This is a genomic window from Denitratisoma sp. agr-D3 (genome assembly GCF_054658675.1).
The window spans coordinates 1,027,678-1,048,184 of sequence record NZ_BAAGIA010000001.1; the positions used below are offsets into that span (position 1 = coordinate 1,027,678).

Annotated in this window: 14 protein-coding genes; 6 read left to right on the plus strand and 8 right to left on the minus strand. The window is 65.2% G+C overall.

The annotated features are described in order from the left end of the window. Positions 1-56: 56 nt before the first annotated feature. From ACYQ2U_RS04930 to dapC, 6 genes are all read right to left on the minus strand, one after another. Complete coding sequence (locus ACYQ2U_RS04930; RefSeq protein ID WP_459949209.1) at positions 57-1,697, minus strand: methyl-accepting chemotaxis protein; 1,641 nt, start codon at positions 1,695-1,697, stop codon at positions 57-59. A 237-nt stretch (positions 1,698-1,934) separates the two neighbouring features. Then, positions 1,935-2,855 (minus strand): 50S ribosomal protein L3 N(5)-glutamine methyltransferase, encoded by a 921-nt coding sequence (gene prmB, locus ACYQ2U_RS04935; protein ID WP_459949210.1) that lies wholly within the window; start codon positions 2,853-2,855, stop codon positions 1,935-1,937. Next, positions 2,852-3,991, minus strand: coding sequence for a succinyl-diaminopimelate desuccinylase (dapE, locus tag ACYQ2U_RS04940; RefSeq protein ID WP_459949211.1), 1,140 nt, complete (start codon positions 3,989-3,991; stop codon positions 2,852-2,854). The genes prmB and dapE overlap by 4 nt, the downstream gene beginning before the upstream one ends. A gap of 60 nt (positions 3,992-4,051) precedes the next feature. Further along, on the minus strand, positions 4,052-5,203 hold the full coding sequence (locus ACYQ2U_RS04945; protein ID WP_459949212.1) for a PilT/PilU family type 4a pilus ATPase: 1,152 nt from the start codon (positions 5,201-5,203) through the stop codon (positions 4,052-4,054). A 54-nt stretch (positions 5,204-5,257) separates the two neighbouring features. Then, positions 5,258-6,079, minus strand: coding sequence for a 2,3,4,5-tetrahydropyridine-2,6-dicarboxylate N-succinyltransferase (gene dapD / locus ACYQ2U_RS04950; protein ID WP_459949213.1), 822 nt, complete (start codon positions 6,077-6,079; stop codon positions 5,258-5,260). 17 nt (positions 6,080-6,096) lie between these two features. Continuing rightward, entirely contained in the window at positions 6,097-7,287 is a 1,191-nt protein-coding gene (dapC, locus tag ACYQ2U_RS04955) for a succinyldiaminopimelate transaminase (protein ID WP_459949248.1), read from the minus strand. 95 nt (positions 7,288-7,382) lie between these two features. On the opposite strand from dapC, the gene ACYQ2U_RS04960 reads away from it, so the two are divergent. From ACYQ2U_RS04960 to galU, 5 genes are all read left to right on the plus strand, one after another. After that, a complete protein-coding gene (locus ACYQ2U_RS04960; protein ID WP_459949214.1) occupies positions 7,383-8,282 on the plus strand; it encodes a DMT family transporter in 900 nt (299 codons plus the stop codon). A 131-nt stretch (positions 8,283-8,413) separates the two neighbouring features. Continuing rightward, entirely contained in the window at positions 8,414-11,911 is a 3,498-nt protein-coding gene (gene smc, locus ACYQ2U_RS04965; RefSeq protein ID WP_459949215.1) for a chromosome segregation protein SMC, read from the plus strand. Between the two features lie 169 nt (positions 11,912-12,080). Beyond that, entirely contained in the window at positions 12,081-13,334 is a 1,254-nt protein-coding gene (locus ACYQ2U_RS04970; protein WP_459949216.1) for a cell division protein ZipA C-terminal FtsZ-binding domain-containing protein, read from the plus strand. Positions 13,335-13,345: 11 nt separating this feature from the next. Continuing rightward, a complete protein-coding gene (ligA, locus tag ACYQ2U_RS04975; protein ID WP_459949217.1) occupies positions 13,346-15,730 on the plus strand; it encodes an NAD-dependent DNA ligase LigA in 2,385 nt (794 codons plus the stop codon). Next, entirely contained in the window at positions 15,727-16,596 is an 870-nt protein-coding gene (gene galU / locus ACYQ2U_RS04980) for a UTP--glucose-1-phosphate uridylyltransferase GalU (protein WP_459949218.1), read from the plus strand. Before ligA ends, galU begins: the two co-directional genes overlap by 4 nt. Positions 16,597-16,623: 27 nt before the next feature. Here galU and ACYQ2U_RS04985 read toward each other — a convergent pair whose 3' ends face one another. After that, on the minus strand, positions 16,624-17,754 hold the full coding sequence (locus tag ACYQ2U_RS04985; RefSeq protein ID WP_459949219.1) for a DUF748 domain-containing protein: 1,131 nt from the start codon (positions 17,752-17,754) through the stop codon (positions 16,624-16,626). Positions 17,755-17,785: 31 nt separating this feature from the next. Then, positions 17,786-19,432, minus strand: coding sequence for a PAS-domain containing protein (locus ACYQ2U_RS04990; protein ID WP_459949220.1), 1,647 nt, complete (start codon positions 19,430-19,432; stop codon positions 17,786-17,788). Positions 19,433-19,657: 225 nt separating this feature from the next. Here ACYQ2U_RS04990 and ACYQ2U_RS04995 point away from each other — a divergent pair, with 225 nt between their 5' ends. Then, positions 19,658-20,413, plus strand: a complete 756-nt coding sequence (locus ACYQ2U_RS04995) for an electron transfer flavoprotein subunit beta/FixA family protein (RefSeq protein WP_459949221.1) — start codon at positions 19,658-19,660, stop codon at positions 20,411-20,413. Positions 20,414-20,507 lie beyond the last annotated feature (94 nt).

Below are 20,507 nucleotides of genomic sequence, written 5' to 3' on the forward strand. Positions count from 1 at the left end.
ATCGGCCATTATGGGCCGAAACCGCCCGCCGTGGCCGTCCCGATGAGGCAAGCCCCTTAGGCGGGCAGACGGAAGCGGGCCACGTCCTGCTGCATGCGGGCGGCCGCGCTATCCAGGTCCAGGGCGATGTTGGTGACGGAGGCCATGGACTCGTTGTTTTCCTCGATCATCTGGACGATGTTTTCCACCCGGTTGGCGATTTCCTGGCTGGCGGCGGATTGTTCGCTGAGGGCGGTGGAAACGTCGCCGATCACGGTGAGCAGGCGACCGCTGCCTTCGTTGATGCTCTGAATCGACGTCTGGGCGCTCTGGGCCATTTCCACTCCCTTGGTCACCCGTTGCACGGAAATTTCCATCTGGGTGGACATGGTGTGGGTGCTGCTCTGGATCGAGGCCAGCATGCGGGTGATTTCCTCGGCGGACTGACCGGTCTTTTCCGCCAGCTTGCGTACTTCGTCGGCCACCACGGCAAAGCCGCGACCCTGTTCCCCGGCCCGGGCCGCCTCGATGGCGGCGTTGAGGGCCAGCAGGTTGGTCTGGTTGGCCACTTCCTTGATCACATCGGTGATGCTGGAAATCTGTTCGGACTCCCGCCCCAGTTGCTCGGCGGCGGCAGCGGCGTGCTGGATGGTCTCGGCGATTTGGCGGATATCCTCCACCATGGCGTGGATGACGCGGTATCCCTCATCCGACTGCTGGCCGGCTTCCTGGCACATGGAGCGGGCGTCGTTGCTCAGAGAGGAGACGTGGCTGATGCTGGTGGACATCTGCTCCAGGGCGGCCGCCATGGAGGAGGTGGCCTCGGACTGGTTGTCGGAACCGTGCTTGACCTGGGTCGATGCGTCGGATAGGGTGCCGGCGGCATGCTTGAAGTCTTCCGACTGTTGTTTCAGGGTGCGCATCATGGTGGACAGCTCGCGGATCATGACCCGGGTGGCTTTTTGCAAGCGTGCCAACTCGTGGTCCTGATTGTCCGCCACTTGGATGTTGGCGGTCAGGTCCTGGGCGGCGACCTGCTCGGCTACCTTGACGGCCTCATCCAGGGGGGAGCGGATGCTGTTGGTGATCAGCAGGGTCATGACCGCGCCCAGGGCCAGGGCCAGCACGCCGAGGACGGCCAGCATGGCGAAACTGCGCTTGTAGGTGGTGTCGATCTGCGCCGCCATTTCGTCAATGCTCGTGCGCTGCATGGCCAGCAGTTCCTGCATTCTGGCGATGTATTGATTGGAGGCGGGCAGGAATTGCTGTTCCAGGAGCTGATTGGCCTCCTCGGCGCGACCGGCTTTTTTGGCCTGGGTCACGCTATCGCGCGTGGATAGATAGGCCTTGCGGTCGTTACCCATTTTGGCGAACAGTTCCTTTTCGGCATCGGTGGTCAGCAGACCTTCGATTTTCTTTTGCAATTCAGTGGATTGCCGGGTGGATTCGGCGCTGGCGGCGGCGAAAAACTCCACCAGGGAAGGGTCGCTACTCTTGGCCACCGCGCTCGCCCGGGTAACGCCGGAGTGCAGGTTGCGGCTCCAGTCGCTGATCATGCGTTCCTTGGAGAGGGGAACCTGCATCATTTCCTTGGTGGTTTCGGCCACCACGTGCAATCGCCAAAGGCTGAGGATGCTGATCAGCAGGCAGAGGAAAAGAATGGACGCGAAACCGATCGCGAGACGGGCACTGATTTTCAGATTGGACAATAAGTTCATGGCGATACCGATTCAAAAGAATGGTTGAACAAAAAAGTCCGTACCTAAGTCGCCATTAGATATCTATGGCGTTTATCCAGTTAACACCGGATGTCGGTGTATTTTTTATATGAATTTAGGCGTATGACTTTTGGTATATGCTACTTGTCGGGAGCATACCCAAAATATTTCTGGAGTCAATGGGAAAAGGCACACAAATACCCATTCGTAGTAGCGGAATGCTACAAGTGTTGTTTTTTAGTGCGAAAAGTGGTCCAGCAGGTCCCGACGGGAGAGCAGGAAGATCTTGGACTCGCCGCTGGGGGCGTCTACCCAGGTGAAGGGCACGTGGGGCCAGGCGGCCTCGACCAGGTCGGCGTTGTGACCCACTTCCACCAGCAACAGGCCCTCGTCGGTCAGGTGGTCGGCGGCACCGGCCAGGATTTTCCGCACCACGTCCAGGCCGTCGGCGCCGGAAACCAGGGAAATGGCCGGCTCGTGGCGGTATTCGTCGGGTATCACGCTCATGGCCTCTTCCGTCACGTAGGGCGGATTGGAGATGATCAGGTCGTAGATGCGCTTGCCGTGGTCGTCCTCCAGACTGGCGAAAACGTCGGATTCGATCAGTTCGATCTGGGTTTCCAGACCGTAGTCGGTCACGTTTTGCTCGGCCACCGCCAGAGCATCGGTGGACAGGTCCACCGCGTCGATGCTGGCATTGGGGAAAGTGTGGGCCATCAGGATGGCCAGGCAGCCGGAGCCGGTGCATAAGTCCAGGGCGGCACTGACCGTGGCCGGGTCTTCCACCCAGGGCGCCAGGCCGTCCCGCAGCAGTTCGGCAAAGTAGGAGCGGGGCACGATGACCCGTTCGTCCACGTAGAACTTGTAGTCGCCGAGCCAGGCTTCGTTGGTCAGGTAGGCCGCCGGCAGGCGCTTTTCGATGCGGGCCTGGAGCAAGTTCAGCACTGTCTTGCGCTCGGCCGTGGTGAGGCGGGCGTCGATGAAGGGTTCCAGGCGGTTGAGGGGCAGGTGGAGGGCATGCAGCACCAGCCAGCAGGCCTCGTCCCAGGCGTTGTCGCAGCCATGGCCGTAGAACAGGCCGGCTTTCTCGAAATGGCTGACGGCCCAGCGTAGCCAGTCGCGGACAGTGATCAGTTCGTCGGTGATGTGGCTGCTCACTTGGTTTCCTCCAGCAGGCCGGCCAGCATGCCCTCATAGGACCGGGCCAGGGGCTCCAGGTCGGTGACGGCGATGCATTCGTTGAGTTTGTGGATGGTGGCGTTGAGGGGGCCGAACTCGGCCACCTGGGGGCAGATGTCGGCGATGAAGCGGCCGTCGGAGGTGCCGCCGGTGGTGGAGATTTCCGCCGTCACGCCGCTGGCGGCAACAATGGCCTGGGTCATGACGCTGACCAGCTTGCCCTTGGGGGTGAGGAAGGGCTTGCCGCCCAGGGTCCAGGCGATGTCGTACTCCAGACCATGCTTGTCGAGGATGGCGTGGATGCGGGATTGCAGGCCTTCCGCCGTGCTGGCGGTGGAGAAACGCAGGTTGAACAGCACTTCCACGGTGCCGGGCACCACGTTGGTGGCGCCGGTGCCGGCGTGGATGTTGGAAATCTGGAAGCTGGTGGGGGGGAAGTACTCGTTGCCCTCGTCCCACTTTTCCGCCGCCAGTTCGGCCAGGGCCGGAGCAGCCAGATGGATGGGATTCTTCACCTTCTCGGGATAGGCCACGTGGCCCTGGATGCCCTTGACCGTGAGCTTGGCCGAGAGGGAACCGCGCCGGCCGTTCTTGATGGTGTCGCCGAATTGGTTGGCGGAGGTGGGCTCGCCGACGATGCAGTAGTCGATGGTTTCGCCCCGGGCCTTGAGGGTGTTCACCACATGCACCGTGCCATGCAAGGCATCGCCTTCCTCGTCGGAGGTGAGCAGCAGGGCGATGGAGCCGGGGGCGGTCGGGTGGGCGGAGAGGAAACGTTCGATGCCCACCACGAAGGCGGCCAGGGACGACTTCATGTCCGCCGCGCCGCGGCCGTAGAGCACGCCGTCGCGAATCTCGGGCTGGAAGGGGTTCGAGGCCCATTGCTCGAGGGGGCCGGTGGGCACCACGTCGGTGTGGCCGGCGAAGCAGACCAGGGGGGCGGCGGTGCCGCGCCGTGCCCAGAGGTTGGAGGTGCCGTTGGCGTCCATGCGCTCGATGGCGAAGCCCAGGGGCTTGAGCCTATCGGCGATGAGGTCCAGGCAGCCCTTGTCTTCCGGGGTGACGGAGGGCAGGGCGATCAATTGTTGGGCCAGGTCTAGGGTCGGGGTGCTCATGGGGACTCGTGGGGAGTGGGCGGGAAAGCGACGGCATCGGGCCGTCGCGGGGCTGTCGGTCTAGTCGCCGAGGTTCAGCTTGAATTCGGAGAAGGTGGCGCCGCCGGCCGGGGCCTCGGGGCTGGCGGGGGCCGGTTTTTTCTCTTCCTCGGCGGCGGCGTTGTTCACCAGCCAGAGGAAGTTGTTGGCGGAGTCGGCATTGGCGCTGGCCTCCTCCAGGGTGATGACGCCTTCCTTATAGAGCTTGAACAGGGCCTGTTCGAAGGTCTGGGAGCCGGGCGTCAGGCTCTTGTCCATGGCTTCCTTGATGCCGTCCATGTCGCCCTTTTCGATCAGCTCGGCGATGTGGCGCGAGTTCACCATGACTTCCACCGCTGCGGCGCGACCGCCGTCGGGGGTCTTGATCAGGCGTTGGGAAATGATGCCCTTGAGGGTGACGGCCAGGTCGGCCAGCAAGGCCGGACGGTTGTCCAGGGGATAGAAGCTGATGACCCGGGACAGGGCGTGGTAGCTGTTGTTGGCGTGCAGGGTGGCGAGGCACAGGTGGCCCGACTGGGCGTAGGCGATGGCCTGGCCCATGGTGTCCTTATCGCGGATTTCACCGATCAGGATCACGTCCGGCGCCTGGCGCAGGGCATTTTTCAGGGCGGTCTGGAAGGCCTTGGTGTCGGTGCCCACTTCCCGCTGGTTTACGATGGACTTCTTGTTCTTGAAGATGAACTCCAGGGGATCCTCCAGGGTGAGGATATGGCCCGACTGGTGCTCGTTGCGGTAGTCGATCATGGAGGTGAGGGTCGTGGACTTGCCCGAGCCGGTGGCGCCCACCATCAAGATCAGGCCGCGCTTTTCCATGATCAGGTCCTTCAGCGTCGGCGGCAGCTTGAGGTCGTCGAACCTGGGGATGTCGGCCGGGATGTAGCGCATCACCGCCGCCATCGTGCCCCGCTGGAAAAAGCAGGACAGGCGGAAGATGCCCACGTCCGGGTAGCTCTTGCGGGTGTTGAGTTCCCTTGTCTCCTCCAGTTCGGCCAACTGCTCCGGGCTCAGGATTTCCTTGAGCAGGTTCACCACGTCCTCGGCGGAGAGGATGGTCTGGTTCACCGGTACCGCGTTGCCCTGCATCTTGATGGTGATGGGGGCGCCGGCGGACAGGAATAGGTCAGTGGCCTTCTTGTCCTTCATCAACTGGAACAGGCGCAGCATGGTGCTCATAGTGCTCTCCCTGGAGGGCGGCCCCGCAGGCGGGGCCGCTCCGTGACGGCTGGGTCAGTCGCGCAGCAGATCGTTGATGCTGGTCTTGGAACGGGTTTGGGCGTCCACCTTCTTCACGATCACGGCGCAGTAGAGGCTGTGGCTGCCGTCCTTGGCGGGCAGGTTGCCGCTGACCACCACGGAGCCCTCGGGCACGCGGCCGTAGATGATCTCGCCGGTGGTGCGGTCGTAGATCTTGGTGCTCTGGCTGATGTATACGCCCATGGAGATGACGCAGTTGTCTTCGACGATGACGCCTTCCACCACTTCGGAGCGGGCGCCGATGAAGCAGTTGTCGCCGATGATGGTGGGGTTGGCTTGCAGGGGCTCCAGCACGCCACCGATGCCGACGCCGCCGGACAGGTGCACGTTCTTGCCGATCTGGGCACAGGAGCCGACGGTGGCCCAGGTGTCCACCATGGTGTTTTCATCCACGTAGGCGCCGATGTTCACGTAGGAGGGCATCAGCACCACGCCCTTGGCAATGTAGCTGCCGCGGCGGGCCACGGCGGGGGGCACCACGCGGAAGCCGCCCTGTTGGAACTGGTGGGTGTCGTAGCTGGCGAACTTGGTGGGTACCTTGTCGAAGAAGTTGAGGGCGCCGCTTTCCATCTTCACGTTGTCTTCCAGGCGGAAGGACAGCAGCACGGCCTTCTTGATCCACTGATGGGTAGTCCATTGGCCGTCGATCTTCTCGGCCACGCGCAGCTTGCCGGCATCCAGCTCGGCCAGGATGTGATCCACCGCTTCGCCCACCTTGGCGGGGGCGGAGCCGGGCTTCAGGTTGGCGCGGTCTTCCCAGGCTTGTTCGATGATTTGTTGGAGTTCTTGGCTCATGGCGTTTTCCAGTCCAGTTAGAGTTTTTGACAAAAATCGGCAATGCGGTGGGCGGCTTCCAGGCATTCATCCACGCCGGCCACCAGGGCGATGCGGACGAAGTTGGCGCCCGGGTTGAGGCCGTTTACCTCGCGCCCCAGGTAGCTGCCGGGCAGCACCACCACATTCTGTTCCCGCAGCAGGCCCACGGCGAACTCGGTGTCGGCGATGGGCGTCTTCGCCCAGAGGTAGAAGCCGGCGTCGGGCAGTTGGGTGTCCAGATGCTGGGCGATGATGGGGGTGACCTTCTGAAACTTTTCCACGTAAAGGCGGCGGTTGTCGCGCACGTGGGCTTCGTCGTTCCAGGCGGCGATGGAGGCGGCCTGGGTCGGCGCGCCCATGGCACTGCCGTGGTAGGTGCGGTAGAGCAGGAATTTCTTGAGGATCCTGGCGTCACCGGCGACGAAACCGGAACGCAGACCCGGCACGTTGGAGCGCTTGGACAGGCTGGAGAACATCACCACGTTGCGGTAGTCCTCGCGGCCCAGTTTGCGGGCGGCTTCCAGGCCACCGAGGGGCGGCTTGGCTTCGTCGAAATAGATTTCGGAATAGCACTCGTCGGAGGCGATAACGAAGCCGTAGCGGTCCGACAGTTCGAACAGCTTCTGCCAGCCGTCCAGCCCCATGACCTTGCCCGTGGGGTTGCTGGGGGTGCAGACGAACACTACTTGTACCCGTTTCCATTGGTCTTCGTCGATGGCGGCAAAGTCCATGTCGAAGTTGTGCTCGGGCAGGGTGGCCACCGGCAGGTAGTTGGCGCCGGCCAGCAGGGCGGCGCCCTCGTAGATCTGGTAGAAGGGGTTGGGGCCCAGCACCAGGGCGCCGGGCTGGTTGCCGTCGATCACCGTCTGGGCGAAGGAGAACAGGGCTTCGCGGGAGCCGAGCACCGGCAACACCTGGTCGATGGACAGGGTGGGCAACTGGTAGCGCCGTCCCACCCAGGCGGCGATGGCTTCCCGCAGGGGATTGCTGCCGGCGGTGGCCGGGTAGTTGGCGAGGCCGCCGAGGCTTTCCGTCAGCACCCGTTTGATAAGCTCCGGGGTTTCGTGCTGGGGTTCGCCGATGGAAAGCTTGATTTCCTTGCGATCCGCCGGCGGCGTCACGCCCTGGAACAGGGCACGCAGTTTTTCGAAGGGATAGGGATGCAGCAGGTCGAGGCGGGGATTCACGGCGGACGGACGGGGCGATTGGGCAAGGCGCGGATTATAGGCGATGCGTTCGCTCCCGCCGCCGGCGGGCATCACGCTGACCGGGGGATGACGCCATGAGGTCGGCCTTGACGGCAAAGCGTCCGGGAGACGCGGTGGCTTCCCTGCTGACGGGGGCCACGGTCTGGGGCCTGATCTGGTATCCCTTCCGTCTGTTGGAGCAGGCCGGCCTGAGCGGCGCCCTGGCCACCGCCGCCAGCTACGGCGTTGCCCTGGCGCTCGGGGTGATCCTGCTCTGGCCCCGTTTGCGCGGGCTGCGGCTCAGTCCGCGCCTGATTCCCATCGTCCTCACCGCCGGCGGCTGCAACATGGGTTACGTGCTGGCGGTGCTCCATGGCGAGGTGATGCGGGTGCTGCTGTTGTTCTATTTGTCTCCCCTGTGGACCGTGCTGTTTTCCCGTTTGTTGCTGGGGGAGCGGCTGAATTCGGTGGGGTTCGGCGTCGTCGCCTGTTCCCTGCTGGGAGCGGTGATCATGCTCTGGCACCCGGACCTGGGTCTGCCCTGGCCCGCCAACGGGGCGGAGTGGGTGGGCGTGGGGGCGGGGATGTTTTTCGCCCTGCAAAACGTCTTCGTCCGCAAGGCTGCCGAGCAGCCGGTGGAAACCCGCACTCTGGCCGTGTTCGCCGGGGTCATCGGGCTCGGGCTGGCGGTGGCCGCGGTCGAGCCCCAGGCCGTGCCCCTGAAGTTGGACGGCTTCATCCTGCTGATGCTGTTCATGGTGGGCCTGGTGCTGTTGCTGGCCAATCTGGTGGTGCAGGTCGGCTTGGCGGCCTTGCCGGCCAATCGGGCCATCGTCATCCTGTTGTCGGAGCTGGTGGTGGCGGCCCTCTCCAGCTGGTGGCTGGCCGGGGAAACCATGGAATTGCGCGAATGGCTGGGAGGCGGCCTGATCGTGGCCGCCAGCCTGGTTTCGGGACGAATGGAAAGCCCGCCCGAGAGGCCCGTCACGGCCTGACGCCATGGGCCGGGTGGAAAGGGCCCTGGCGTTTATAATGCGCACCCTTTGCGTCCCGGTTTTTTCGCGGAACGCCTCCCCAGCCCCGGTCTGCCCGGTCGGTACAACGTAACTTACTGATTTATAAAAGCGTGCGCCTAACCAAGCTGAAAGTTGCCGGATTCAAGTCCTTCGTCGATCCCACCACGGTGCTGTTTCCCGGCCAATTGGCCGGGGTCGTCGGTCCCAATGGTTGCGGCAAGTCCAACATCATCGACGCGGTGCGCTGGGTATTGGGGGAGTCCAAGGCCTCGGAATTGCGCGGCGAGTCCATCCAGGACGTGATCTTCAAGGGCTCGGGCACCCGCAAGGAAGTGAGCCGCGCCAGCGTCGAGATGTTCTTCGACAACAGCCTGGGCAAGGCCGCCGGCCAGTGGAGCCAGTACGGTGAAATCACCGTCAAGCGGGTGCTGGACCGGGAAGGCAACTCCAACTATTACATCAACAACCTCAACGTCCGCCGCAAGGACGTGATCGACCTGTTCCTCGGCACCGGCCTGGGGCCCCGCGCCTACGCCATCATCGGCCAGGGCATGATCTCCCGCATCGTCGAGGCCAAGCCCGACGAGCTGCGTTTCTTCCTGGAAGAGGCGGCCGGCGTCACCAAGTACAAGGAACGGCGCAAGGAAACCCAGAACCGCTTGGAGGACGCCCGGGAAAACCTGGCCCGGGTGGAGGACATCCGCAACGAACTGGATAACCAGATCGTCCGCCTCGAGGCCCAGGCCGAAGTGGCGCGCCAGTTCAAGGAATACCACGCCGAGGTGAGCCGCAAGCAGCACCTGCTCTGGTTCAAGAAGCGCAGCGACGCCCGCGCCGACGCCCAGAAACTGAATGCCGGCATCGAAGAGGCCATTAACCGGATCGAGGGCGAGACCGCCCAGTTGCGGGAAATCGAGGCCAGGGTCGAGCACGCCCGCGAGGCCCATTTCGCTGCGTCCGACGCCCTGCACAATGCCCAGGCCGAGATGTACGCCGCCAACGCCGAGGTAACCCGGCTCGAGGCCGAGATCGGCCACATGCGGGATTCCCGCCAGCGCTTGGAAAACCGGGCCAATCAACTGGCGGTGGAAGACACCCACTGGCGCAACCAGATCACCCAGTTGTCGGCGGAAGAGCAGCGCTGGACCTCCCTCAAGGACCACGCCGGCGAGCGCATGATGGCCGCCCAGGCCCGCCACGAGGAGGCGGCGGAGCGTCTGCCGCAGATGGAAGAGGCCCTCAACCAGGCCAACAGCCTGGTGGCCGAGGTGCGCCGCCAACTGAACGAGGCGGAGCAGGGGGCCAAGCTGGCCGATGCCGACAAGGGCCACGCCGCCCGCGCCCTGGAAAACCTGACCCAACGGCGGGCCCGCCTGGAGCAGGAAAAGGCCGCCCTCGACGCCCCCGATCCCGCCCAGCTGGCCGCCACCCAGGAGGCCGAGGCCGCCGCCGAGGAGGCCCTGGTCGTGCTCCAGGAGCGGCTGGCCGAGTTGCAAGGACAATTGCCCGAGGCCGAGGCCGCCCTGCGCCAGGCCCGGGACCGCTTGCAACTGGCCCATCGCCAACTGACCGAGGCCAAGGCCCGCCAGGATGCCCTGACCCAGTTACAAAAGCGCGTCGCCCAGAGCGGCGAGATCGGCGAATGGTTGCGCCAGCGCGGCCTCGACCAGGCCAAGCCCCTGTGGCAGCACATCCAGGTGGATGCCGGCTGGGAAACCGCCGTGGAAGCCGTGCTGCGGGAACGCCTCTCGGCCCTGTCCGCCGACGCCGACACTGCCCGGGAAGCCCTGGCCTCGCCGCCGCCCTCGATCCTGGCTCTGGCCTTGCCTGGTCAAGGGGGCGGCAGTGCCGCCGCCGACAGCCTGCGGACCAAAGTTCGCTGTGATGACCCGCGCTGCGCCGCTGTGCTGGATGAATGGCTGGGAGCGGTGCAGGCCGTGGAATCCCTGGACGGTGCTCAACCCGCCGCCGGCCAGTTGCTGGTCAACAAGGATGGCCATCAGCGCAGCGCCCACGGTTTGATCCTCTACGTGCCGGACGCCAAAACCCACGGCGTCATCGAGCGTCAGCGGGAAATCGAGGAATTGAACGCCCTGATCGAGGCCCGGGAAATGGAGGAGGAATCCGCCCGGGAAGCCCAGCAGGAAGCGGAGCAACAGGTACAGCAGACCCAGGCCGCCCTGGCCCAGGTGCGCCGCGACGAGCAGGAAGCCCGCAGCCGCGTGCACAATGCCCAGGTGGAGGCCCTCAAGCTGACCCAGGCCCAGGCCCGGTACGAGGAACGCGCCGGCCAGATCGACCGGGACATGGAAGACATCCTGCGCCAGGAAGAGGCCGAGCGGGCCACGCTGATGCGGGCCGACGAAGGCTCCGGTCGCTGGCTGGAGCAGTTGGACGCCATCCGCGAACGGCTGGAGGCCGCCCATCACCAGCACCGAGATGCCGATACCGCTTTGCGCGAGGCCCGGGCCCAGGAGCAGCAATTGTCCCGGGAGGCCCAGGAGGCCGGCTTCTCCGAGCGGGAATGCCTGTCCAAGCTGGAAGACAACGCCCGTGCCATGGACACCGCCCGCAGCCAGTTGGAGCGGGTGGTGGGCGAAATGGAAGCCGCCCGCGAGGAGCTGGCGGCCATCAGCGACGACGTGCTGCTGGCCCAGTTGCAGGCTTCCCTCAACGCCAAGCAGGAACGGGAAGGCCTGATGGCCGAGCGGCGCAACGCCCTGGAAGGGGCCGCCGCCGAACTGCGCACCCTGGATGAAACCCGGCTCCGGCTGGAGCAGGGCCTCGCCCCCCTGCGCGACAAGATCAACGACCTCAAGCTCAAGCAACAGGCCGCCCAGCTCAACGAGGAGCAGTACAGCCTGCGTCTGCAAGAGGAAAACGCCGACGAGGCGGCCCTGGCGGAAGACCTGGCGGCCAATCCCAATCTGCGGGAATCGAGCCTGCAAGGGGAAATTACCCGCATCAACAACCAGATCGAGGCCCTGGGGCCGGTGAACCTGGCGGCCCTGGAGGAACTCAGCACCGCCACGGAACGCAAGGGCTACCTGGATTCCCAGTCCGGCGACTTGAACGAGGCCATCAACACCCTGGAAGACGCCATCCGTCGCATCGACCGGGAAACCCGCGAGCAGTTACAGGAAACCTACGACACGGTGAACCGCCACTTCGGCACTCTGTTCCCGGACCTGTTCGGTGGCGGCGAGGCCAAGCTGATCCTCACTGGTGAGGAAATCCTCGATGCCGGCATCCAGATCATGGCCCAGCCCCCGGGCAAGAAGAACTCCACCATCCACCTGCTGTCCGGCGGCGAAAAGGCCCTGACCGCCATCGCCCTGGTGTTCGCCATGTTCAAGTTGAACCCGGCTCCCTTCTGCATGCTGGACGAAGTGGACGCGCCCCTGGACGACAGCAACACCGAGCGCTTTGCCGGCATGGTCAAGCGCATGTCCTCCGAGACCCAGTTCATCTTCATCTCCCACAACAAGATCGCCATGGAAATGGCCACCCAGCTGATCGGCGTGACCATGCAGGAAAAGGGCGTCTCCCGGGTGGTGGAAGTGGACATGGAAGAAGCCCTGCGCTTGACCGAGGAACAGGCTGCCTGAACGGGCGGTGGGTGGGGGCGGCCATCGGGGCGGCGGCGTGCTGGCGCCGCCTTTATGCCAAATTAAGGCCGCTTTCCCCTTGAGTTTGAGGCCGGCGCCTTGAGCAAATCGTCGAAAATGCCTTGAATTCCCTTTCCTGGTCGGAACGGATTCTTCCGAGGTTAGACACATGGTTCTCAGCGAATTTCACCTGACCCTGATCGCCGCCGGCGTTGGCGCCGTGTTGGTGGTGTGGCTCTACAACCTGTTGCAGGAACGCAAGCATCGCAAGGCGGCGGAAAAGGTCTTCCGCAGCCAACATCCCGACGTGCTGCTGGACCAGGAGACGGCCGAGCCGTCTGCCCAGGCCGTCGGGGACACCGATGGCGAGGAACGCATCGAGCCCCAGCTTGAGCCCATCGTCCCCGCGCTGGAGCGTCTGGAACCCCACTTCGACGACGAGCCGCCGGCCCCGCCGGCGCGGACCATTCCCGTCATCGAGGCGCCGGAAATGGAGGAGATCAAGGAGCCCGATTTCGCCAGCGCCCCGCCCCTGGCCGAGCCCCGGCCCGCCGTGCGCCCGGCCCGGCAGACCCTGAACCTCAAGGACAGTGGCGCCCCCGACGAGGCTCTGGCCGATCCGGTGATCGAACTGGGCATTGCCGTCACCTTCGATGCGCCCCGAGATCTGACGGAATTCTGGGAACCCCTGCGTGCCTTGCCACCCCGGGCCGCCGCCCACCTGCGCTGCATCGGCCGCCAGCAGGGACTGTGGAAGGAAATCACCGGCCAGGACGAGGCCCTCTACGACGAAGCCCAGTTGCTGCTGCAACTGGCCGACCGCCAGGGACCCATTAGCGAGGCCGAATTGGTGCCCTTCATCCGCGCCGTGGAAAGCGCCGCCGCCCGTTGCGACGGGCGCATGGTGGCGCCGCCAGTGGCCGAGGTGCTGGGCCATGCCCGTTCCCTCGACGAGTTTTGCGCCAGCGTGGACATCCAGATGGCGGTGCACGTGGTCAGCCGCACCGGCGGCGAATTCGCCGGTTCCAAGCTGCGGGCCCTGATGGAGGCCAAGGGCTTCAAGCTCAAGGCCGATGGCCTGTTCCACTTGGGCGACGACGTGGGTAACACCCTGCTGTCCCTGTCCAACTTCGGTGCCGCGCCCTTCATCGCCGATGAGTTGCGCACCCTCGCCACCCATGGCGTCACCTTCTGGTTGGACGTGCCCCGGGTGGCCAAGGGGCCCCAGGTGTTCGACAAGCTGATCACCATCGCCCGGCAACTGGCCGAGGCCGTGGACGGCGTGCTGGTGGACGACCAGCGCCGGCCCCTGGCCGACAACGTGTTGGCCAGCATCCGCGCCAAGATCGACGAAATCCAGCAGTCCATGGCCCGCTATCAACTGCCTGCCGGTGGTCGCCGCGCCCTGCGGCTGTTCCGCTGAGTCCCTTGCCGATGGGTCTGGAACAGCGCGCCGCCGAACTGCGCGCCAGCTTGGAACGTTACAACCACGCCTATTACGTTCTCGACGCCCCGGAGGTTCCCGACGCCGAGTACGACCGCCTGTTCCGTGAACTCCAGGTCCTGGAGGCGGAACATCCCGCACTGAGGACGCCCGACTCCCCGACCCAGCGGGTCGGCGGCGCGCCCCTGCCGGAATTCGGCCAGGTCACCCACCGCGTGCCCATGCTGTCGATCCGTACCGAGACCGATACCGAGGCCAGCGGCGCCCAGGCCTTCGATGCCCGGGTACGGCGCGAACTGGAACTGACCGAGGCTGATCCGCCCATCGAGTACGCCGCCGAACTCAAGTTCGACGGCCTCGCCATGAGCCTGCGCTACGAACACGGTGTGCTGGTCCAGGCGGCTACCCGCGGCGACGGTGCCGTAGGGGAGGACGTGACCCAGAACATTCGTACCATCCGCGCCATTCCCCTGCGCTTGCAGGGGGTGGATGCGCCGGTGCTGGAAGTGCGTGGCGAGGTGTACATGCGCCGGGACGATTTCGACAAGCTCAACGAGCGGCAGCGGGCCGCAGGCGAAAAGACCTTCGTCAATCCGCGCAACGCCGCCGCCGGTGCCGTGCGCCAACTGGACCCCGCCATCGCCGCGCGCCGTCCCCTGAGCTTTTTTGCCTATGGCCTGGGCGAGGTGCAGGGCTGGTCCTTGCCCGCCACCCACGGCGCCACCCTGGACGCCTTGAAGGCCATGGGCCTGCCGGTCTGCGCCGACCGCACCGTGACCCAAGGTGCCGACGGCCTGATCGCCTTCCACCAGGCCATCGCCGCCAAGCGCGATAGCCTGCCCTTCGACATCGACGGCGTGGTGTACAAGGTCAATCGCTACGATCTGCAACAGCGCCTCGGTTTCGTCACCCGGGAGCCCCGCTGGGCCGTGGCCCACAAGTATCCGGCCCAGGAAATGCTGACCACCGTCGAGGCCATCGAGGTCCAGGTGGGGCGCACCGGCGCCATCACCCCCGTGGCCCGGCTGACGCCGGTGTTCGTTGGCGGCGTCACGGTCACCAACGCCACCCTGCACAACGAAGACGAGGTGCGGCGCAAGGACGTGCGCGTCGGCGACACGGTGATCGTGCGTCGGGCTGGTGATGTGATTCCCGAAGTGGTGGCCGTGGTGGCGGAGCGTCGCCCGGCGGATACCCGGCCCTTCGTCATGCCCAGCCGCTGCCCCGTGTGCGATTCCCATGTGGTGCGGGAACCCGGCGAGGCTGTGGCCCGTTGCTCCGGCGGTCTGGCCTGTCGTGCCCAGCGGGTCCAGGCCATCCTGCATTTCGCCGGTCGCCGCATGATGGACATTGAGGGTCTGGGCGATCGTTATGTCGAGCGCCTGGTGGAATTCGATTACGTGGTGCGGGTGGCCGACCTTTATCGTTTGACCCTGGCGGACCTGCTGGAAATGAAGCGTCGCGCCGACGAAAAGGACGGCATCACCCCGGAAACGGTCAAGCAGGGTCAGATCGCTACGCTCTGGGCGGAGAATCTGTTGGCCAGCATCGCCGCCAGCAAGACGCCGCCCCTGGCTCGTTTCCTCTTTGCCCTGGGCATCCGCCACGTCGGCGAGTCTACCGCCAAGGTGTTGGCCGACTGTTTGGGCCGGTTGGACATAATTCGTCGTGTGCCTGTTCCCCTGCTGATGACCTTGCCGGACATCGGCGCCACCGTGGCCGAAGCGATAGCCGACTTCTTTGCCGAGCAGCATAACGCCGAAGCGGTGGACCAGCTACTGGCTGCCGGTGTTGCTCCTTGTGACGAACATCCGCCGCTGGTGAGCTTGGCATCGCCACTGGCTTGGCCAAGGCTTTACGCCAATCTCGGCATTCCCAAACTCACCGACATTCGCGCCCACCAATTGGCTGAAATCGTGCCCGATGGTGAGTCATTGGCCAAGCTGGGGCAGTCCCAGATAGGTGAGGACTTGTTTTCTACTCCCGCTAACCCTCTGGAGCAGGCGGGCACTCTACCGACCGCTGTGTACCAGGAGGTGATGCTTTGGTTGGAGAATAAAGCACATCGGCAGATGCTGATCAGACTCGCTGAGCTACGAACAGAACTGCTGGCATCCATGCCGGCGGGGACGGAAACCCGGGAAACCGCCATCAGCGGAAAAACCTTTGTCCTGACGGGTACACTACCGACCCTCAGCCGGGACGAGGCCAAGGACCTGATCGAAGCCCAGGGGGGCAAGGTGTCCGGTTCCGTCTCGAAGAAAACCCATTACGTGGTGGCCGGCAGCGAAGCCGGCTCCAAGCTGGAAAAGGCGCTGGCACTGGGCGTGCCGGTGATCGACGAATCTCAATTGAAAGCACTGCTGGAATCATGAAAAAAGTCACCAAAGCCGTTTTCCCCGTGGCCGGCATGGGCACCCGCTTCCTGCCCGCCACCAAGGCCAGTCCCAAGGAAATGCTGCCTGTGGTGGACAAGCCCCTGATCCAGTACGCGGTGGAAGAGGCGGTGGAGGCCGGCATCACCGACATGATCTTCGTCACCGGGCGCAGCAAGCGAGCCATTGAGGACCACTTCGACAAGGCCTACGAACTGGAAAGCGAACTGGAACGGCGGGGCAAGGCCGAGATGCTGGAGTTCGTGCGCAACATGATTCCGAAGAACATCAACTGCATCTACATCCGCCAGCCGGAAGCCCTGGGCCTGGGCCATGCGGTGCTCTGCGCCAAGCCCGTGGTCAATGACGAGCCCTTCGCCGTGATCCTGGCCGACGACCTATTGGATGGCCAGCCCGCCGTGCTCAAGCAGATGGTGGACACCTACGAGTATTACCACTGCTCCGTGCTGGGGGTGGAGGAAGTGCCCCGCGAAGACACCAAGAGCTACGGCATCGTGGCCGCCAAGCCCCTGGCGGACCGGGTGGAACAGATTTCCGCCATCGTCGAGAAACCCAAGCCCGAGGATGCGCCTTCCAACCTGGCGGTCGTCGGTCGCTACGTGCTGACGCCCCGCATCTTCGATCTGCTGGAGCAAGTGAAGCCTGGCGCCGGCGGCGAGATCCAGCTCACCGACGGCATCGCCGCATTGTTGGCGGAACAGCAGGTGCTGGCCCATCGCTACAACGGCGTGCGCTACGACTGCGGTTCGAAGCTGGGTTATTTGCAGGCCACGGTGGAATTCGCCCTGCGCCACAAGGAAGTGGGCGGCGCCTTCGCCGCCTATCTGGCCCAGCGCCAGGGCTGAGGCTGAACGCCCGCCGCCCTTGGGCGGTCAGGGCTTCGCCGCTTCCTTCGGCGTGCTCTCGCCGAACAGCTTGCGCAGCGCGCCACCCACGGCTTCCACGCTTTTCTGACCCAGGCTGCCAGCGCCTTCCACCAGGCCGCCGAGGCTAAGGCCGATGCTGTCGGCCAGGCCCACGGCAAAGCGGGCCGCCAGACTTTCGTTGAGCTTGAAGTGGGGATCGTTGAGGTCGCCGCTCAACTCGAACTTCACGCTGATCTTTTGCTCCCTATCCTTCGCCAGGGACAGGGTGCCGCGCCGGGCCATGCCCATGAAGCCGCCGGAGTCGTCCAGTTCCAGGTCGTGCAGGACCACATGGCCCGGCGCCTGGAGTTTGTTGTTGTGTACCGTGGCGGTCATGTCCAAATCCAGGCTGCCGGACTTGACGCCGGTGTTGGCGCTTTTCGCCAGGTAGGGACTGAGCAATACCAGGTCGATGTCCCGCAGCCGGGTGTCGATGCGGGATTCCTTGCTGGCCACTTCCAGGCTGCCGTCGATGGCGACGCTGCCGTCCCGTTGCGGCCCCTTGAGCAGGCCGGTGAGGGAAATCGCGCTTTGCCCCTTCAAGCCCGGCAGACGGATGTCGGTGACGGCGGCCTGGACCTGCTCCAGGCGCAGCTTGAGGGGCGGCTGGCGGATGCTGGCGTCGAAGAATTCCAGAGTGCTGTCGATCAGCTCCACCTTGTCGATGGTCAGGGGCAGGGCCGGTGTGCCGCCTTCACTTTTCTTTTCCAGCAGGCTGGGGATGACCCGCAAGCGGCCCTGGGGCGTGCGCAGGGCGGACAGATAGCCGCCCAGGACGCGGATGCGGTCTATCCTGATCTGGTGGTCGTTCCACAAGCTGTCCAGGTCGGGGTGCAGTTCGATACTGTCGGCCCGCAGGGTGTCCAGTGCCGGCCAACCCGCTGGCGCCTTGAGGCGCAGGCCACGGATTTCCACCCGGTCCCAGCGTAGCAGGATGGCGCCGATTTCCGCTTCCGGTCCGAGGCTGCGCTCGACCCGCTCCTTGAGTACGCGCACCCCCCAGTAGCTGGCCGCCAGGGTCAGGGCGGCGAGCAGCAACAGCAACAGGAGAAGGACGAAGGGCCAGCGACGGCGGTGGGGTAGGGCGGAAGCAGACATGGAAACGGTTGGGGCGATGACGGCCCGGCGATCATAACGCTGTGACCGGCCCTTGGGTGGCGAGGGCCGCCGCCAGGGCGTCGCGGCCGAAGGGCTTGGCCAGCAGGGGAATGTCGCTGGCGGCCATGTCCTCGGCGCCGTCGGCATAGCCGCTCATGAGCACGATGCCCATGGCGGGGCGTAGGCGACGGGCAGCTTGGGCCAGGGCGCGACCGTCCAGGCGGCCGGGCATGACCACGTCGGACACCAGGAGGCCTATGTCGGGCACGTGCTCGATCATGGGCAGCGCTTCGTCGCCGTTGGCGGCTTCCAGCACCGGGTAGCCGAGGTCGGTCAGTTGCAGGCGGACGATGCGGCGCACGTCCGGGTCGTCCTCCACCAGCAGCACCAGGGGGCGGGCGCCGCCGTCGGCGGGAAGCGTGAGGGGCGCGTCGTCGTCGGTGGCTGCCGGCGCTGTTGCCCGGGGCAGGATCAATTCGATGCGGGTGCCCTGGCCCGGCGCGCTGGCGATGTGGATGGCGCCGCCGGATTGACGGACGAAACCGTACACCATGGAGAGGCCGAGCCCGCTGCCGGAGCCGAAGGGTTTGGTGGTGAAAAAGGGCTCGAAGACCCGGGCCTGGGTGGCGGCGTCCATGCCGCAGCCGGTGTCGCTGACCCAGAGCCGGACGTAGTCGCCGTCCTCCAGCAATGTCTCCTGACGGCGCGCGACGGGCAGGGGCCCGGCTTCGTAGCCGATGCGGAACACGCCGCCCTCGGTCATGGCGTCCCGGGCATTGAGGGCCAGGTTGAGCAGGGCGTTTTCCAATTGGTGCAGGTCGGCCAGGGCCAGCACGGAGCTGTCCTCGGGCGGTGTTTCGAAGCGGATGGTTTCCGGCAGGGAACGGCGCAGCAGGGGCGTCATGTCGCGGATCATGGCGGCCAGGCAGACTGGACGCGGTGCCAGGGGCTGTTGGCGGGAAAAGGTGAGCAGCCGGCGCACCAGTTCGACGCCGCGCTGGGCCGCCAGTTGGGCCGGTTCCAGGTATTCGCGCAGGGCGTCGTCGTCGCTACGGCGGTCGAGCAGGGTCGCCAGGTTGCCGATGACCACCGTCAGCATGTTGTTGAAGTCGTGGGCGATGCCGCCGCTCAACTGGCCCACCGCCTCCATCTTTTGCGCCTGGACCAGGGCGGCGGAGATGCGCAGGTTTTCGTTGTGGGCCTCGGTCAGTTGGCGGTTGGCTTTTTCCAACTCCGCCGTGCGGGCCCGCACCCGCTCTTCCAGCTCCTGCTTGTGTTCCTCGATCAGTTGTGCCGCCCGGCGGGATTCGGTGACGTCGGTGTAGATCACCGCCAGGCCGCCGTCGGGCAGGGCTTCGCCGTGGATGGCGAGGATCTGGCCGTTGGGCCGCAGCCGCTCGCCGCGGAAGGAGGGCCGCTTGCGCACCGAGGAAACCCGTTTCGCCACCTGCATTTCGGGGTCGCCCGGACCGTATTCCCCGCGCAGGACGTTGAAGCGCACCAGGTTCTCGAAGGCGCTGCCCACGTAGGCCAGTTCCTGGGGAAAGTCCAGCATGGTCATAAAGGGCTGGTTCCAGGCCACCATGCGCAGGTCGCCATCGAACACGGCCAGGCCCTGGTCGATCTTGTCCAGGCTGGCGAGCAGGAAGGGGTTGCCGGTCATGGCGGGCTGGGACATGGCGCGAAACGGGTCGAAAAGACAGGCGACACTCTAGCAACCGGGGCGGACCTTTTGGCCGTCGTTCTGGTTTTTTCCCGGGGCGCCCCTGGCAAAAATGCAAACATTCGTTACATTCCCGGAACGGTTCGGCAAACTTGCCCCGCCACACTGGCGCCACCCGTGGTGTCGCTACGGGCCTGGAGGAATGTCGGTTTCCCATAACAAGACGAACGGAGTAGCCCTGTGACCCTAAAAATTCTGGTCCCGATCAAGCGGGTGGTGGATTACAACGTGAAGGTCCGCGTGAAGGCGGACAATTCGGCGGTGGATCTGGACAACGTCAAGATGTCCATGAACCCCTTCGACGAAATTGCCGTGGAAGAAGCTGTGCGCCTGAAGGAGTCGGGGGCTGCTGGCGAAGTGGTGGTGGTGACCTGCGGCACGGCTGCCGCCCAGGACATCCTGCGGGCCGCCATGGCCATGGGCGCGGACCGGGCCATCCTGGTGGAAACCGCCGAGGAACTGCAACCCCTGGCCGTGGCCAAGCTGCTCAAGGCCGTCGCCGCCAAGGAACAACCCGGCCTGGTGATCTGCGGCAAGCAGGCCATCGACGACGACGCCAACCAGACCGGCCAGATGCTGGCCGCCCTGCAAGGCTGGCCCCAGGCCACCTTCGCCTCCAAGGTCGTCCTGGCCGACGGCAAAGCAACGGTCACCCGGGAAGTGGATGGCGGCCTGGAAACCCTCGCCGTCACCTTGCCGGCCGTGATCAGCACCGACCTGCGGCTGAACGAACCCCGCTACGCCACCCTGCCCAACATCATGAAGGCCAAGAAAAAGCCCCTGGACACCCTGGCCGCCGCCGACCTGGGCGTGGACATCGCCCCGCGCCTGGCCACCCGCAGCGTCAGCGAACCACCCAAGCGCAGCGCCGGCATCCGCGTCGCCGACGTCGCCCAGCTGGTCGACAAGCTGAAGAACGAAGCCAAGGTCATCTGAGGGGAACGAACATGAGCATTCTGGTTATTGCCGAACACGACAACGCCACGCTGAAAGCCGGCACCCGCAACACCCTGACCGCCGCCCGCAAACT